The sequence below is a fragment of the Pantoea sp. UBA6567 genome (genome assembly GCF_002434165.1).
Lineage (GTDB): Bacteria > Pseudomonadota > Gammaproteobacteria > Enterobacterales > Enterobacteriaceae > Pantoea > Pantoea eucrina.
In genome coordinates, this window is the sequence record NZ_DJJN01000006.1 from 1,607,227 (window position 1) to 1,624,056 (window position 16,830).

At 56.2% G+C, this 16,830-nt stretch carries 15 protein-coding genes; 8 read left to right on the forward strand and 7 right to left on the reverse strand.

Going from position 1 to position 16,830, the window contains the following annotated elements; translation table 11 throughout:
* Positions 1–440 precede the first annotated feature (440 nt).
* Positions 441–1,241: a DUF3800 domain-containing protein gene (locus tag B4M48_RS13640; protein WP_288656924.1), complete on the reverse strand. Its 801-nt coding sequence runs from the start codon at positions 1,239–1,241 to the stop codon at positions 441–443.
* A gap of 1,007 nt (positions 1,242–2,248) precedes the next feature.
* Here B4M48_RS13640 and B4M48_RS13645 point away from each other — a divergent pair.
* Both B4M48_RS13645 and B4M48_RS13650 read left to right on the forward strand, forming a co-directional pair.
* The gene (locus B4M48_RS13645; protein WP_039379739.1) at positions 2,249–2,605 is read left to right on the forward strand and encodes a hypothetical protein; all 357 of its coding nucleotides are present in this window, start codon (positions 2,249–2,251) and stop codon (positions 2,603–2,605) included.
* A 120-nt stretch (positions 2,606–2,725) separates the two neighbouring features.
* Complete coding sequence (locus B4M48_RS13650) at positions 2,726–3,385, forward strand: epoxyqueuosine reductase QueH (protein ID WP_065648639.1); 660 nt, start codon at positions 2,726–2,728, stop codon at positions 3,383–3,385.
* 14 nt (positions 3,386–3,399) lie between these two features.
* On the opposite strand, the gene B4M48_RS13655 is transcribed toward B4M48_RS13650, so the two are convergent.
* Together B4M48_RS13655 and mgtA are read right to left on the reverse strand one after the other, a co-directional pair.
* Complete coding sequence (locus B4M48_RS13655) at positions 3,400–4,077, reverse strand: SDR family oxidoreductase (protein ID WP_288656926.1); 678 nt, start codon at positions 4,075–4,077, stop codon at positions 3,400–3,402.
* 155 nt (positions 4,078–4,232) lie between these two features.
* Complete coding sequence (gene mgtA, locus B4M48_RS13660) at positions 4,233–6,944, reverse strand: magnesium-translocating P-type ATPase (RefSeq protein WP_250341242.1); 2,712 nt, start codon at positions 6,942–6,944, stop codon at positions 4,233–4,235.
* 799 nt (positions 6,945–7,743) lie between these two features.
* On the opposite strand from mgtA, the gene B4M48_RS13665 reads away from it, so the two are divergent.
* From B4M48_RS13665 to speG, 6 genes are all read left to right on the forward strand, one after another.
* Positions 7,744–9,312: an ABC transporter substrate-binding protein gene (locus B4M48_RS13665; protein WP_283340725.1), complete on the forward strand. Its 1,569-nt coding sequence runs from the start codon at positions 7,744–7,746 to the stop codon at positions 9,310–9,312.
* Positions 9,312–10,364, forward strand: a complete 1,053-nt coding sequence (locus B4M48_RS13670; RefSeq protein ID WP_071668508.1) for an ABC transporter permease — start codon at positions 9,312–9,314, stop codon at positions 10,362–10,364. Before B4M48_RS13665 ends, B4M48_RS13670 begins: the two co-directional genes overlap by 1 nt.
* Positions 10,361–11,218 carry an ABC transporter permease gene (locus B4M48_RS13675; protein WP_166714083.1) on the forward strand — a complete coding sequence of 286 codons (858 nt, stop codon included), beginning with the start codon at positions 10,361–10,363 and terminating at the stop codon, positions 11,216–11,218. The genes B4M48_RS13670 and B4M48_RS13675 overlap by 4 nt, the downstream gene beginning before the upstream one ends.
* Positions 11,208–12,041, forward strand: coding sequence for an ABC transporter ATP-binding protein (locus tag B4M48_RS13680; protein ID WP_283340726.1), 834 nt, complete (start codon positions 11,208–11,210; stop codon positions 12,039–12,041). The genes B4M48_RS13675 and B4M48_RS13680 overlap by 11 nt, the downstream gene beginning before the upstream one ends.
* Positions 12,034–12,699, forward strand: coding sequence for an ABC transporter ATP-binding protein (locus tag B4M48_RS13685; protein ID WP_039379752.1), 666 nt, complete (start codon positions 12,034–12,036; stop codon positions 12,697–12,699). The genes B4M48_RS13680 and B4M48_RS13685 overlap by 8 nt, the downstream gene beginning before the upstream one ends.
* Before the next feature lie 105 nt (positions 12,700–12,804).
* Complete coding sequence (gene speG / locus B4M48_RS13690) at positions 12,805–13,350, forward strand: spermidine N1-acetyltransferase (RefSeq protein ID WP_039379754.1); 546 nt, start codon at positions 12,805–12,807, stop codon at positions 13,348–13,350.
* A gap of 150 nt (positions 13,351–13,500) precedes the next feature.
* Here speG and B4M48_RS13695 read toward each other — a convergent pair whose 3' ends face one another.
* The 4 genes from B4M48_RS13695 to B4M48_RS13710 all read right to left on the reverse strand — a co-directional run bounded on the left by B4M48_RS13695 (position 13,501) and on the right by B4M48_RS13710 (position 16,828).
* Positions 13,501–13,923: a hypothetical protein gene (locus tag B4M48_RS13695; protein WP_039379756.1), complete on the reverse strand. Its 423-nt coding sequence runs from the start codon at positions 13,921–13,923 to the stop codon at positions 13,501–13,503.
* A gap of 99 nt (positions 13,924–14,022) precedes the next feature.
* The gene (gene mmuM / locus B4M48_RS13700) at positions 14,023–14,955 is read right to left on the reverse strand and encodes a homocysteine S-methyltransferase (protein ID WP_288656932.1); all 933 of its coding nucleotides are present in this window, start codon (positions 14,953–14,955) and stop codon (positions 14,023–14,025) included.
* Entirely contained in the window at positions 14,945–16,357 is a 1,413-nt protein-coding gene (gene mmuP, locus B4M48_RS13705) for an S-methylmethionine permease (protein ID WP_288656934.1), read from the reverse strand. Before mmuP ends, mmuM begins: the two co-directional genes overlap by 11 nt.
* 132 nt (positions 16,358–16,489) lie before the next feature.
* Entirely contained in the window at positions 16,490–16,828 is a 339-nt protein-coding gene (locus tag B4M48_RS13710) for a DUF2002 family protein (RefSeq protein WP_065648627.1), read from the reverse strand.
* Between the last annotated feature and the right edge of the window lie 2 nt (positions 16,829–16,830).

Sequence of the window (16,830 nt, forward strand, 5' to 3'; positions counted from 1 at the left end):
ATGCCCTAATCCCCGCCTTGGGTTACGTGTAACATTAGATATGTCATATGTAACTGTAATGTCCTATGTTAAAATTAAGCGAACATGCAGGTATGGCAGGCGCCGTAATGAATGATTAACTGTCATTGTTAACATCACTCTGCGTGAACCAATTGTAAGAATACCTATTAATGGAGAAAGCTCCCCACGTCTGCATCCTTCTGACAGCTGCCAAGTGTCTTAGTATTCCATCAGGTGAAGCAGGCAAAAAGAGAGTATTGAGACAGTCATTTTTCACTTTTACTATCAGGTTTATTGACGATCTGTAAAAAGGATGTATGATCTTCATATCAAGTTTTGGGAATGAAGAGGCGGCTCCCAAAAGAAAACCGCCAAGTTGGTAACTTCGACTCGATAATTGGTCTGGTACTCCAACCGCGCCGGCTGTGAGGTCGGCTCCACTATTTTTTTGGCAGTGGATATCTCAATCGAACTGATTTTGTGTCTATATCTCTTGGACCTCTCGTTGGGTCATAGAAATACCAGATGTTAAACTTTCGCTCAGTATGCCATGTATCGTTTTGCAAATTGTCCCAGCCAAGGTATGAAGCAACCTTATTTGAGATAGCAATTTTTGCCTCAGAGGAAGCTTTACCCTGATACGCACACATTACTGCACCAAGAAAAAAATCTGCTATTTGAATGTTCTCAGATGACTTTGAGTCCTTAGTCACAACGCTAGCAATAATTTCAGGCCTACCAAATTTATTCTTAAGTATATTGTTAGCAATTACATTAAATTCTTCATCAGCCTTCTTGTAACGAGAGGCTATTGGGTCAACCTCAATCCTAAAGTAACTTTCTCTCTCAGGATGGGCTGATATTACGCTGCTTATTTTTGTGGTTAGCAGCTTCGTGAAGTGTTTCCTTCTAGCGATATCATAATCGCCATTATGATATCGCTTATTCACCATAGATTTTTCAATTACGATACAGTGAAATGCTAACCATGGAACCTTGAAAAACAAATCAATAAGTTCAATGTAAAATTCGGCATACCGCTTGGAATGGGCTTTTTGCCACTTAATCTCTTCATAGAACCCATGCTTATCGCGCAAATCCCTAACTATGCGAGCAAAGTCCCCACGTCGCTGATACTTCATCCATAGACTGCCAAAGCCGTAGAACCTTTGGCCGTCAATGCCTGATTCGTCACATGCAACATGCCAAATTAATTTGCCGGGGTGATCACTATCAATCATTGATAAGCTCGTATCGGATTCATCCTAAGATGGTTATTTAACCACAAACATAAGCTATTGATAAAGATCGCTTTAATATTAAGCTAGCAGGCTCACTTCGATGGGTCTTATCCTCTGCCGTTTCCACCTATCAGCAACTTATAGAATTCCCTGTAGGCATAAACAACATTTCCTGACTAATCACACCTAACCAGTCTTATTGGCACCAGCGAACTGGCCGCAGTTTAGGCATATGGAGCTTTAATCACCTCTGTTAACCTGCACCACATCGATTAACACAATCTAAAGGTAGTAATCTCTGGGCTTGGCACAGAGCTGACATTGTCTATATACAGCGCCTGATAATATTCTCCTCCGCGGCGTCTTAAATGGTCAAAATCCCATCTAAGGTGATCATGCAAAATGAACACTCGTGTACAATTGACATCAAAGCATTCACCACCTAAGACAATGAATTTGATGAACAAAAATCAAAAGTGAACAGTGTGAACACTTTTACCTAAAATCATTTTATTTTGGATTTAGCTCCGAGCATTCGGTATCCTAGCGAAGCCGTTCCGGAGTATGAGATCCAATAATTGGTACACGTTTAGGTACACGCAACAAAGTTGAATTATATAAAAACGCGTAAATACATAATCTTGCGATACTTATTCAGATTCCGCCAGCCGCAGTAGCCCCCAAAACCCCCACAACACAATCCCCACGGCCTTTTTGCCCCTGCTGCTTACTAATCCGGACTTACCCGTACAACACTTTCATTTTCTTCACCGACCCATCCCTTATACGACTAACCCGCCCATCCAAACAATAGATCCGCCCAAAACCCGCATTCGCCATCTCTCAACCCGCCCCTGCTCAGCGAAGCCCTGCGGCTGTTTTACAGCTGACATTTCCCTCTCAGGGAATTTTCATTCACTTACAGTTTTATCCTGGAGCGCAACGTTGCTCAGTGTGCCACTCTTAACTACGCTCATATCACCAAATACGTTAAATGAGGGACTATGATGAAAAAGACCATTATTGCTGTATCTGCTTTCCTGCTGGCTTCTTCCGCGTTTGCGGCTACCACACACGCAACTGACGATACGGTCGCTAACGCTCAGGCTGGCGCTAACACCGCGAAAGAGAAACTGCATCAGGCGCAGCATCAGGGCGAAGAGCAGCGTCTTAAAGCGAAGCACGCGGCACAGGGCGAGCGCGACAGCATGACCAGCAAAGCCAGTGAAGGCACCCAGAAAACCTGGAACAAGACCAAAGAAGGCACTGAGAAAGGCTGGGATGCGACCAAAGAAGGCGCACAGAAAGGCTGGAACAAAACCAAAGAAGGTGCCAGCGATCTGAAACAGAAAGTCAGCGAGTAAGCTGCACTGCTGTGATAAAAAGGCCGCCCTGCGGCCTTTTTGTTTTTCCGCGGCCGCATTTTGCATCCGGCGCCGTAACTCCCTACACTACGCCTATTCTCTGCAAGCTTAATGGTACTTATGTCTGAAACCTTCACACGTCAGCCGCTGCCGCTGCCCGGCGGACACAATAAAGTGCTGCTGCACTCCTGCTGTGCGCCCTGCTCCGGCGAAGTGATGGAAGCGATGCTCGCGTCCGGCATCGACTACACCATTTTCTTTTACAACCCGAATATCCATCCGCTGAAAGAGTATGAGCTGCGCAAAGAGGAGAATATCCGCTTTGCTGAGCAGTTTGGCGTGCCGTTTGTGGATGCTGACTACGATAAAGATAACTGGTTTGAGCGCGCGCGCGGCATGGAGTGGGAGCCGGAACGCGGCGTACGCTGCACCATGTGTTTTGATATGCGCTTTGAACGCACCGCGCTTTACGCGCACGAGCACGGCTTTCCGGTGATCACCAGTTCGCTCGGGATTTCACGCTGGAAAGATATGAAGCAGATCAACGACTGCGGCGTGCGGGCGGCGGCGCACTATCCGGATATGCTCTACTGGGAGTTTAACTGGCGTAAAGGCGGCGGCTCGTCGCGCATGATTGAGATCAGCAAGCGCGAGCGCTTCTATCAGCAGGAGTATTGCGGCTGCATCTATTCACTGCGCGATACCAACCGTCACCGCGTGGCCGGCGGTCGCGAGCGCATTGAGATTGGGGTGCAGTATTACGCGCCTGACGACGCGTAATACGGCTCAGAACCTCACCAGGCGAGCGCGTCACCTTTGTAATCAAGGTAGTGATGACCACCCTCGCCGCGATAGCGCTGCAGCTGGGTAACCAGTCCTGCCGCGCTCTCTTCCACTGTGATATCGGCGTTCTCGCCACCCATATCGGTTTTCACCCAGCCCGGATGCAGCGACAGCAGCGTCGCCCCCTGCGGCCGCATCTCTTTTGCCAGCGCGCGGCTCAGCATATTGAGTGCCGCCTTGCTGGCCGAGTAGAGCGGCATCGCGGCGACGCGGTTTTCATTCAGGCTCGCCAGCTGTGACGTGGTGATCCCGACCACGCTCTGCTTATCACGCAGCAGCGGCAGCAGGCTTTCCGCCAGCCGCACCGGTGCTACCGCGTTGGTGATAAACAGCTCGCTCAGCTCCGCATCTTCTGCCTGCTGCAGCTGCTGCGCATCCGGGCCAAAGATGCCGGCGTTGATCAGCACCGCATCAAACTGCTCACCCTGCAACTGCTGCAGCAGCGCCGTACGCGCCGCGCCGTCGGTGATATCCAGCGCCAGCCAGCGCAGCCGATCGTGCTGGTATGAGACCGCCGTGCGGCGGAAGGTGGCGGTAACGTCCCAGCCCGCCTGTAAAAACTGCTGTACCACCGCAAGCCCGATCCCTTTTGAAGCACCAATAACCAACACGCGTTGTGACTGGCTCATACCATTCTCCCGGACAGATAGCGAAACGGGCAGCGTATGCTGCCCGCGATGAACTAACGTAACACTAACGTTAGCACGGTAATGACCGTCATCATTAACACCAGGTGGCAGACCACCTTTGTCAGCTCCGGCTTTTTCATCGCTCCTCCTGCAGATCAGAACCACTGACCAAAACGTTTGATGTAGAAGGTCTTCATGCCCTGCGCCACCAGGCAGTAACCGGACAGGGTCGCCACCAGCCACGGAAAGTAGGACCACGGCAGCGGCGTCAGCCCGACGCTGGCCCCCAGCGATGAGAACGGCAGCAGCATCCCGGCGATCATGACGCAGGCGGATGCCAGCATGACCGGCAGCGCAGCGCGGCTCTGAATAAACGGAATTTTGCGGGTGCGCAGCATATGCACCACCAGCGTCTGCGACAGCAGCCCCTCAACGAACCAGCCCGACTGAAACAGCGACTGCATCTCTGGCGTATTGGCAGCAAACACATACCACATCAGCGCAAAGGTGGTGATGTCAAACAGGGAGGAGGTCGGCCCGATCCACAGCATAAACCGCTTAATATTGCGCGCGTCCCACTTACGCGGCTTCTGCAGAAACTCTTTGTCCAGTTTGTCCCACGGCATCGCCAGCTGCGAGATGTCATACATCAGATTCTGAATCAGCAGGTGGATCGCCAGCATCGGCAGAAACGGAATAAACGCGCTGGCCACCAGCACCGAAAATACGTTGCCAAAGTTAGAGCTGGCGGTCATGTTCAGGTACTTGATGATATTGCCAAAGGTTTCGCGACCTTTGATGATCCCCTCCTCCAGCACCAGCAGATCTTTCTCCAGCAGAATGATATCGGAAGACTCTTTGGCAATATCCGCCGCGCTGTCTACGGAGATCCCGACATCGGCAGCGCGCAGCGCCGGGGCATCATTAATGCCGTCACCCAGAAAGCCCACGGTATGCCCCTGCTGCTGCAGCGCCGTGACAATGCGCGACTTTTGCAGCGGCGTGAGTCTGGCAAACACCGCACTCTCCCGGACGGTACAGGCCAGCTGCTCATCGCTCATCTGCGCCAGCTGTTCACCGGTTACGATGGCTCCGCTGTCGATGCCCACCTCGGCACAGATACGTGCGGTTACCACCGGGTTATCGCCGGTCAGGACTTTTACCGCAACGCCGTTATCGCGCAGCGCGCTGACAGCCGGTGCCGCGCTGGCTTTGGGCGGATCGAGAAACGTCAGCAGCCCTTCTATAATCAGGTTCTGCTCATCCGCGACGTTCAGCGCCTGCTGAAGACCCGGCTCATCCAGTACGCGGCTCGCCACCAGCAGCACGCGGAATCCCTGCTGATTATATTCATGCGCCAGCGCCAGCAGTTCCGCACGCCGGGCCTCATCCAGCGGCTGGATCAGCCTGCCTTCGCGCTCTGCGACTGCAACGCTGAGCATCTCTTCAACGGCCCCTTTGCAGATCAGCAGCTGCTGGTTAAGCCGGCGATTATATACCACGACCGATACGCGCCGCCGGATAAAATCAAACGGCAGCTCATCGATTTTGCTCCATGCGTCGCTGACCGCACTGCCCAGACGCGCGCCGCCATAGTGCAGAATGGCGCGATCTATCGGGTTAGCGGTACTGCTCTGATAAAGGCTGTTCAGCCAGCTCAGCATCAGCACGCGGCTGTTCTCCACACCGGCGCAGTCAACGTGCTGTGCCAGCGTAATGTTGTCCTGCGTCAGCGTGCCGGTTTTGTCCGTACACAGCACATCCATCGCACCCAGGTTCTGAATCGCGTTCAGGCGTTTAACGATCACCTTGCGCCGCGACATGGCGATAGCCCCCTTTGCCAGATTAGCGCTGACGATCATCGGCAGCATCTCTGGCGTCAGGCCTACCGCGACCGCCAGCGCGAATAACGCGGCTTCCAGCCAGTCGCCTTTGGTGAGGCCGTTAAGCAGCAATACCACCGGCACCATCACCAGCATAAAGCGGATCAGCAGCCAGCTGACGCTATTTACCCCGCGATCAAACGCCGTCTGACTGCGTTTACCGGTAAGCGATTTTGCCAGACTGCCGAAATAGGTATCGCTGCCGGTGGCGACGACCACGCCTTTTGCGCTGCCGCTGGCCACGCTGGTGCCCATCAGGCAGAGACTGCCTGACTCCAGCAGCGACGCGCCCGGTTCACGCGCCTCAGCCGTTTTACCGGAGAGATGGCTGGTAACATCATATTTTTCCACCGGCAGCGACTCACCGGTCAGGATCGCCTGGCTGACAAACAGATCGCGCGACTCCAGCAGGCGGATATCGGCCGGCACCAGATCGCCCGCAGAAAGGCAGATAATGTCACCCGGCACCAGATCCGCTATATCCACTTCCCTGCGAACCGGCGACGCCTGCAGCGAGGTGCGCCGCACGACCGTTGCGGTAGTACGCACCATCGATTTCAGCGCCTGAGCCGCTCTGTTCGTACGAAACTCCTGCCAGAAACGCAGCAGTCCGCTCAGCATGACCATGGTGACGATAATAGCGATACCGGTCAGGTCGGTCTCTTCGCCCTGCCGCCGCGGCAGCCAGTAGTCAGTAAAAAAACTCACGGCGGCCAGCGCCACCAGCACATAAATAAACGGATTGCTGAACGCCTGCAGCAGCTGCAGCAGCACCGGTGGTGCTTTGGTGTGCCGGGCTTCGTTAGGGCCATAGTGGCACAGACGTGCAGCGGCCTCGTCTTCGGTCAGGCCTGACGCCTGACTGTCCAGTCGTGCCAGCGTTTCATCTGCGGTCAGGCCCGCTTCCTGTTCAATGCGGTAAAGCGGTGACCGCAGATCCGTTTTCCGGTTATTCCGCTGCAGCTTATATTTCATATTGTTCATGTGACACCCCGATGGTGTTATTCAGGCAAACGCTATCCTGCGCCTGGCGCATATAACAGAGAGAACCTGATAAATAATCAGCACGCTGAACCCGCAATTATCGGGCAAAAAGATTACACGCTTTTAATTAATAAAAAGCGTGACGATCCTGCACCAGATAAAAGTGATCCATTTAATTTGTGTAGCGCAGTGCCTGACTGAAAATCTGGAGTCAGGTTTAACGCGCAGCAGACAGGTGCACGCTGAGGATCAGCGTGCGCATCGGGGCGGTGGAAATAGTGCGTTGTATATCATAGACATAATGACTCCCGTGAGCCTGTATTTTTTATCAGCATTGCGTGTACGGGAGCATTCTGCAGAAATGCAGAAGGTGCCGCCGCCAGAGTGGCAAGCAGCAGGAAAAAAATCCGTGCGTCAGCTTGCCTTATATCGCCATCGATAAGGTTGACTGTTCAACAGGATCCTCCAGATAATTAATTGCCGTTATTATATTTACTCGCTAAATGAAGTAAAGATGAATATAGCGCATGAGCGTTTTATCTAAATGTTGTTGCCGTTTGGTTGAGCAAGCTATTCACAATCTGCGACAGTCGTTTCATTCATCGGGAGAAAAGCCGGGGCTGAAACATTTCTGAAAAAGCGTATCTGATGCGTACTATGCTGGTTATTAGCGGCCATAACCCTTATAACAGAACCGCCGGGCTTAGAACCTAAAAGCATATGCATAGCCATAAATAGACTATTCTTCACTGGTACGCTCTCGTAAACTCGCGTTACTTTTTTAAGGCAAGGAAACAACATGAAAACAATTATTCCCTCACTGCTGGCGCTGTCGCTGGTGGCCGCCTTCTCTGCGCACGCTGTCACACCCAAAGATACGCTGGTGATTGCACAGTCTACCGATGATGCTGACAGCTTCGATCCGGCGCAGGGCTTTGAACTCACCACGGTACAGTCATTCACCAACATCTATCAGCGCCTGGTTCAGTCCGATCCGCAAAACCCGACCGACCTGAAACCGACGCTGGCGACCTCATGGCAGCCGGGCAGCGATAACCGCAGCCTGACGTTTGAGCTGCGTAAAGATGCGACCTTTGCCAGCGGCAACCCGCTGCGCCCGGAAGATGTGATCTTTTCACTGGGTCGCGTGGTTAAACTCAATCTTGATCCCTCTTTTATTCTGACGCAGCTCGGCTGGAATAAAGATAACGTTGATAGCTTCCTGAAAAAGGTGGATGACCAGCACGTACAGATCAGCTGGAACGCTAACGTCAGCCCGGCCTATGTGCTGAGCCTGCTCTCAGCACCGGTCTCTTCTATTATCGATGAAAAAACAGCGCAGGCTAATGCGAAAAACGGTGATTTCGGTCATGCGTGGCTGGGCACTCACTCTGCCGGCAGCGGCCCATATCAGATCCGTAAAGTTGTGCTGCATGAAGCGGTTCTGCTGACGGCAAACCCCTCTTCCCCTGCCGGCGCGCCGAAGCTGAAAAATATCCTGATCAAAAACGTACCGGAGCCTGCGGCGCGCCGCCTGTTGCTGGAACAGGGTGATGTGGATATCGCACGTAACCTGGGCGCTGACCAGATTGCCGCGCTGAAAGGCAAGGCGGGCGTCAAAACTGACGCGATCCCGATGGCGTCGCTCTATTACATTCAGTTTAACGTCGGCAAAGATCCGGTGCTGAAAAACCCGGCGCTGTGGGAAGCGGCACGCTACCTGTTTGATTATAAAGGCATTGCCGATAACCTGCTGAAAGGGCAGTTTGAAGTGCATCAGACCTTCCTGCCAAAAGGCTTCTTAGGCGCGCTGAATGAAACGCCATACAGCTACGATCCGGAAAAAGCCAGAGCGATTCTGAAGAAAGCGGGCCTGACCAATGTGAGCTTTACCCTCTCCACCAGCAACCAGCCGCCTTATCTTGATATCGCTCAGGCGCTGCAGGGCAGCTTTGCTAAGGGTGGCGTAAAAGTTGAGGTGCAGCCGGGCCTCAGCTCTGAAGTCTCAACGCGCGTTAAAGCGCATCAGTTTGAAGCGACACTGAACGCCTGGGGTGCCGATTATTTCGATCCCAACACCAACGCCGCCTCATTTGCCTATAACCCGGAAGATGGCAGCAAAACCATCGCCTACCGCTCTGACTGGCACATTCCGGAGCTGAGCAAGCAGACGCTGGCTGCCACAGCGGAAGCGGACAGCAACAAACGCGCAGAGCTGTACCAGGCGATGCAGCGCGAAGTGCTGAAAAACTCCCCGTACGTGATTGGCCTGCAGGCGCGTAATCTGGTTGCGCTGCGCGACAATCTGAAAGGCTATGTGCAGGGTATTAACCCCGATATGGTCTATTACGCGCAGGTCTCTAAATAATGTCCGTATCTGCTTCACAGACCGGGTTCGCCCGGTCACTCTGGCAGCGCGGCAGCCGCCTTGTCACCAGCCTGCTCTCGCTGCTGGTGACGCTGCTCGGGCTGCTGGCGTTTACCTTTATGCTGTCGCACCTCTCACCGGTCGATCCGGTGCAGCAGATTGCCGGCGATCACGCCAGCGAAGCGACCTACGCGCAGGTGCGGCACGATCTCGGACTTGACCAGCCGGTGCTGGTACAGTTCTGGCGCTATATCAGCCACCTCGCGCGCGGCGATTTAGGTCTCTCTCATCTGACGAATCAGCCGGTGAGCGCTGACCTGCTGCGTACCTTCCCGGCCACAATTGAGCTGGCCACCTGCGCGATGATCTTTGCCGCCGTGTCTGGCGTGGCGCTGGCGCTGCTGGCGGCGTGGAAGCCAGGCAGTGTTATCGACAACGTGGCGCGTTTTATTTCGCTGCTGGGCTATTCGGTGCCGGTGTTCTGGCTCGGGCTGCTGGGCCTGCTGCTGTTCTACGCGATTCTGCACTGGTCAGCCGGACCGGGCCAGCTGGATGATATCTGGGTCTATACGCTGGAACCCAAAACCGGCTTTGTGCTGATCGACAGCTGGCTCTCCGGCGATCCGGAGATGTTCCGTAATGCGATTGCGCATCTCTGGCTGCCGGTCGTGATCCTCGGCCTGCTGGCGATGGCGGGCATTACCCGCCTGCTGCGTGCGGCACTGCTTGAAGAGAGCAGCAAAGAGTATGTGGTACTGGCACGCGCAAAAGGCGCAGGCCGCACGCGCATCCTGCTGCGTCATATCCTGCCCAACGTCACCGGTACGCTGATCACCGTCATTGCGCTCTCCTATGCCACGCTGCTGGAAGGCTCGGTGCTGACAGAAACCGTATTCGCGTGGCCGGGCGTAGGCCGCTATATGACCAACGCCCTGTTCTCAGCGGATGTGCCGGCTATCCTTGGCGCCACGCTGCTGATTGGCGGCTGCTTTATTCTGCTTAACGCCGTGGCTGACGCCCTGACCTGGTTAACCGATCCGAGAACCCGATGACTCAACAACTTCACGAACTGGAAAGCGTGCGTCCGCGTCGTCGTCGGGCGCGCGTGACCTCTCTCTCCATCGGCCTGACGCTGGTGGTCATTCTGATTGCGATGGCGCTGCTGGCACCCTGGCTGGCCCCGTTCGATCCGAATGTGCAGACCATTAACCAGCGCCTGCTGCCGCCCTCAGCGCTGCACTGGTTTGGCACCGACGGCTTTGGCCGCGATCTGTTGTCGCGCGTGATTTACGGCGCACGTCCGACGCTGCTGCTGGTGTCGCTGATCCTGGTGCTGACGATCCCGGTGGGATTACTGGTTGGTATTACCGCCGGTTACGTCGGCGGCTGGACCGAGCGCGTGCTGATGCGCATTACCGATATCTTCCTGTCGCTGCCAAACCTGGTGATTGCGCTGGCGCTGGTCGCCATGCTCGGTCCGGGCCTGATGAACGGCGCGCTGGCGCTGGCGCTGACCAGCTGGCCGCCGTTTGCCCGCCAGGCGCGTGCAGAGACGCTGGCGCTGCGCCGCAGCGACTACCTTGCCGCCGCGCGCATGCAGGGTATCACCGGCCTGCGGCTGATGTTCGGCCATATTCTGCCGCTCTGCCTGCCGACTGCCGTCGTGCGTGCTGCACTCAGCCTCGGCGGTATTATTCTCTCCGCTGCCGGTCTCGGCTTCCTCGGTATGGGCGTACAGCCCCCTACTGCCGAGTGGGGCTCGATGGTTGCCGAAGGGAGTAAAGTTATTTTCGATCAGTGGTGGGTGGCGGCTGCGCCCGGCGCTGCGATTCTGTTCGCCAGCCTGGCGTTTAACCTGACAGGCGACGGCCTGCGCGATCGACTGGATACCCGCCATGCCAAATGAGTTATTGATTGATGCCCGCGGGCTGAGCATCCGCAGCGGTGACTCACTGCTGGTGGATAACATCAGCTTTCAGATTGGCCGCGAACGCGTAGCGCTGGTCGGTGAATCCGGCTCCGGTAAATCGCTCACCGCACGCTCGCTGATGGGCCTGCTCTCCCCTTCCCTGCAGCTGCAGGCTGAACGTCTGCAGATTGCCGGTGCTGATGCTCAGCGTCTGCAGGAGCGTGACTGGATCACGCTGCGCGGCGGTAAAGTGGCGATGGTGATGCAGGACCCGAAATATGCGCTTAACCCGATGCGCACCATCGGCTGGCAGGTGGAAGAGCCGCTGATTTTGCACCGCAAGCTGAGCCGTGCTGAGCGACGCGAAAAAGTGTGTGAGATGCTGGCCGCCGTTGGCCTGCCCGAACCGCGCCAGCTGATGAAGCGCTATCCGCACCAGCTCTCCGGCGGCATGGGGCAGCGCGTGATGCTGGCGATTGCGCTGATCACCGATCCGGAACTGCTGATTGCCGACGAGCCAACCTCCGCGCTCGATCACGCCATGCGCGATCAGGTGCTGGCGCTGATCCGCCGGCTGGTTGAGCAGCGTAATATGGGGCTGCTGCTGATCAGTCACGATCTGCAGCAGGTCTCAGAACATTGCGAACGGGTAATGGTGATGTATAAGGGCCGGCTGCTTGATACGCTGCCTGCTTCACAGCTCTCTCATGCTACCCACCCCTATACCCGCACGCTGTGGGCCTGTCGTCCCGGTAAGGCGACGCACGGCGAACGTCTGCCGGTGCTGGATCGCGCTGCGCTGGAGAGAGAGAATGATTGAGTTATCAAACCTGAGCGTTGCCCATAAGCATGGCTATGAGCTGCGTACCGTGGTGCACGACGTCTCCCTGCAGGTCGCTGCCGGTGAGTGTTTTGGCCTGGTCGGCCCATCCGGCTGCGGCAAATCATCGCTGCTGTGGGTGCTGGCCGGTCTGAATCCGCACTGGCAGGGCGAGATGACGCTGGCGCAGACGGCAGTCCAGCCGGGCAAAGCCTTTACCGGCCAGCTGCGACGCGATGTGCAGATGGTGTTTCAGGATCCGTATGCCTCGCTGCATCCGCGCCATCGCCTGCGCCGCACGCTGGCGGAGCCGCTGAAGTTGTTAAAGCGCGATAATATCGATGACCGCATCGACGCAGGTTTTCGTCATGTCGGTCTCGATCCGGCGCTGGCGAACCGCTATCCGCATCAGCTCTCGGGCGGACAGCGCCAGCGCGTGGCGATTGTGCGCGCGCTGCTGCTGGAACCTAAAATTCTGCTGCTGGATGAACCGACATCGGCGCTGGATATGTCAGTCCAGGCGGAGATCCTTAACCTGCTGAACGATCTTAAACAGAACGACGGGCTGACCATGGTGCTGGTCAGCCACGATCCGGACGTTATCGATCATATGTGCGACCGCGCGGCGCATATGGCGCAGGGACGGATCGTGGGCTAACGGCGCACGGGTCCCGGGTCGCATATGCCTGCATCACATCTGCAGGGTGCGCATTTATGCGCACCTCGTATTCAGGCGCACTCCACTAAAAATTCAGGAACTGTTATGACAGTGAAATTACGTCCTCTGGAACGGGAAGATCTGCATTTTGTTCATCAGCTGGATAATAATGCCAGCGTGATGCGCTACTGGTTTGAAGAGCCTTATGAGGCGTTTGTTGAGCTCTCCGACCTCTATGACAAGCATATTCACGATCAGACCGAACGACGCTTTGTGGTCGAGTATGAAGAGGAAAAAGCGGGACTGGTCGAGCTGGTGGAGATTAACCATGTGCACCGCCGCGCGGAGTTTCAGATCATCATCGCGCCGGGGCATCAGGGGAAAGGCTTAGCCAGCAAGGCGGCGCGGCTGGCAATGGATTACGGTTTTTCCGTGCTGAATCTCTACAAGCTCTATCTGATTGTTGATCAGGAGAATGAGAAAGCGATTCATATCTACAGTAAGCTGGGCTTCGAAGTCGAAGGCGTGCTGAAGCATGAATTTTTTATCAACGGTGAATACCGTAACACCATCCGCATGTGTATTTTTCAGCAGCAGTATCTCGCCCAGCATAAACCCGGCAACGCCATGGTCAAGCCCACCGCCCAGTAAGCAGCGAATGTTACAGGTTTGCAGGGGCGCATTAATGCGCCCCCTACGGCACCTGAACCCTTCGTAGGGACGCCATTAATGGCGCCCTGGCCGACGTTGCCGGGAATCTGCCAGGAGCGCATGAATGCGCCCCCCACGAACCCGCGGGGGCTAGCGGCCGCGCGCGCCTGTTACGTTCAGTACCGGCTGCGGATGATCCGGCTTCAGGGTATACATCCCGCCATAGAACGGATCGACTAACAGCCAGCCCGGGAAGCCGAGCAGCGGAATATTTCCCAGCACGTACCAGAGATTGGCACTCGCCTCAATGGGCAGCGTCAGCGGGACATAGCCCGGGCTTTCCAGCATGACCTGATAATGTTTTTTGCCGAAGTAACTGCCGTTTGATTTTGCCAGGTCTACGGTCTGGGGCGTGTAGCCCTGCGCCACCGCGCGCCCGGTCTCATCCTGTACCGTAAAGCGAGCGCCTTGCGGAATGGAGTCAATTTTTACCGGCTGCATGTCTGTACCGACAATAGTGGCGCAGCCGCTTAGCAGCAGCGCGCAGGCGGGAAGAGTGTGTCGCAGGTTCATAGCAGATCCGCATCAGAGTCAGAGAGCACAGTGTAAACCGTGCTCTCTGGCTTTTCACTGACGACAATCGCGCTATCAGTGTGCTTTTTTTGTGCTTATTCAGCGTTGACAACAGGCAGCAATTGCCCGGATATCCTCAGGCGACGTCCGGCAGCAGCCGCCAATCAGCTGCGCACCCGCCTGCTGCCATTCGCTGAACTTCTCCTGCAGCGTGCAGCCAGAGGGTGCCGAGTGCCAGCTTTTACTCTCTGCATCATACTGCTCGCCCGAGTTAGGGTAGACCAGCAGCGGCTTCTGCGTCAGCGCCTGCAGCGTCCGCAGCGCCGGCGTGACGCTCTCCAGCGCGATACAGTTGATCCCCACCGCCACCACCTGCGGTGCCGCGTTAATCACCTTCATCACGCTCTCAAGCGGCGTGCCGTCGCTGATATGCTCTGCATCACGCAGCGTAAACGAAAACCACGCGCTGCTTTGCGGAAATTCAGCCAGCAGCGCGATCAGCGCCTGCGCTTCACCAAACGACGGCAGCGTTTCACACGCCAGCAGATCGACACCCGCCTCCAGCAGCGCCGCCACACGCGGCCGGTGGAAATCTTTCATCTCTTCCGGCGGCAGCGCGTAATCGCCGCGATATTCGGCCCCGTTTGCCAGATAGGCGCCCCACGGCCCCACTGAACCAGCGACCAGCAGCGGTGCCGTGGTGCCGGAAGCGGCGCGATAATCATCGCGCGCACGCTGCGCCAGCGTTACGCTCAGGCGAATCAGCTCGCCCGCCTTGCCGCTCTCCAGGCCACGCGCGGCAAAACCGCGCGGTGTGGCCTGATAGCTGGCGGTGATCGCTACCTGCGCGCCGGCAGCAAAGTAGTCGCGGTGCACGGCATAAATCAGTTCCGGCTGCTCCATCAGCACTTTTGCTGACCAGAGGGAATCTGCCAGATCGCAGCCGCGCGCCTCCAGCTCGGTGGCCAGTGCGCCATCAAGGATCAGCGGACGGGTCTGGGTGAGTGCTTCAGCAATCGGGTTATGCGGCATGGTTGCTCTCCTGCGTCTTAAGGGGTTTACGTCGCCGGGTAACATAGTAAGCAGCATAACAGAGCAGTACAAACGGAATACCACACCAGAGCGCAATGCGCTGCGACGGATCGAAGGCCAGGCCCACGCACGCCAGCAGGCAGAGCACAAACCCCAGTACCGGCACCACCGGATAGAATGGCGCGCGGTAAGCGAGCTGTCTGATATCCTTGCCGGCACGCACGTAGCGCCGGCGGAAAACGTAGTGCGAGGCGCAGATGCTGAGCCAGACGGCTACCACGGCAAAACCGGAGATGGCCGACAGCGCCACAAATACCGTATCCGGCGCGATTACGCTGGAGAAGAGCGCCAGCAGGCCACCCAGCATGCTGATGGTGATCGCCAGCACCGGAATGCCGCGCCGGTTCACGCGCGCAAAACAGCGCGGCAGCGTATTTTCATTCGCCAGTGACCAGAGCATGCGTCCGGAAGCATAGAGGCCGGAGTTAGCGGCGGAGAGGATCGCCGTGAGAATCACAAAATTGAAGATGTCAGCCGACCAGGGAATACCGATTTTTTCAAACACCAGAACAAACGGGCTTTTAACGATGCCCGCCTGGTCCATCGGGATAAGTGCCGCCAGCACAAACACCGTGCCGACAAAAAAGATAATCAGGCGCGCGACGGTAGTACGGATAGCCAGCGGCAGCGCTTTCTGCGGATCCTCGGTCTCCCCTGCTGCAATCCCAATCAGTTCAGTACCGGAAAACGCAAAGTTTACCGCCACCATGGTCATCAGAATCGGCAGCGTGCCGTGCGGTAGCCAGCCTGACGCCGTCAGGTTATGCAGGCCAGGCGCGGCAGAGCCATCTTTCAGCGGGATAAAGCCAAACATCGCGGCGCCGCCCAGCACAATAAAGGCGATGATGGTGACCACTTTAATGACTGAGAACCAGAACTCACCTTCGGCAAAAAAGCGCGTCGAGATGATATTCAGCAGATAGATAGCCAGGCAGAACACCAGGCACCAGAGCCAGACCGGCACCGTCGGGAACCAGTACTGCATACAGAAACCGGCCGCGGTCAGGCTCGACCCCAGCGCCACGGTCCAGGTGAGCCAGTAGAGCCAGGCGACGGTATAGCCCGTGGCCGGGCTCAGATAACGTGCGGCATAGACGTGAAACGCGCCGGTTTCCGGCATCGCTACCGCCAGCTCGCCCAGGCAGGCCATCACCAGCCAGACCACCAGCGCGCCAATCAGATAGGCCAGCAGCGTGCCCGCTGCACCAGTGGTTGAGATGATATAGCCGGTATTGAAAAACAGGCCGGTGCCGATGACGCCACCCAGCGACAGCATCACCAGGTGCCGCACTTTCATCGTGCGTTTAAAACTTTCCTGCGGAGGGGTATTCGCGCTTTGCATGCTGATAATCCATATGGACGTCTAAACTTCTATATGGATACAGAGTTATACGCATCCGCGCTGCGTTTTGCAACGTGGCAGAAACCGGAAAGGGTGCAGGCCGGAAGCGCCCCGCGTTAACGGGGCGGGAAATCAGGCGCCAAACACGCCCTGCAGATAGCGCTCCAGCGCGACGCGGGAACTGAAACCGTGGGGAATACCGTAGTGTTCCTGTGAATTACCCATCAGGTAGAGAGGGAATTGCGTGTAGTGATCGCAGGTTTTCATCTCTGAGGCGGGCTCAGCAAAGTGCTGGCTTTTCTCTTTCAGCGTAGGATGGATCACCAGTGCCGTGCGTCCCAGACGCGCCTCACGGTTAACATAGACGTAGTTTTCACCACGGCGGTAACCATAGGTTTTTGGCGTCAGAACATCCATTTCGAATCCTGCTTTCTCCAGTACGCGCGCAACCTCATCCGGACGTAAATACATGC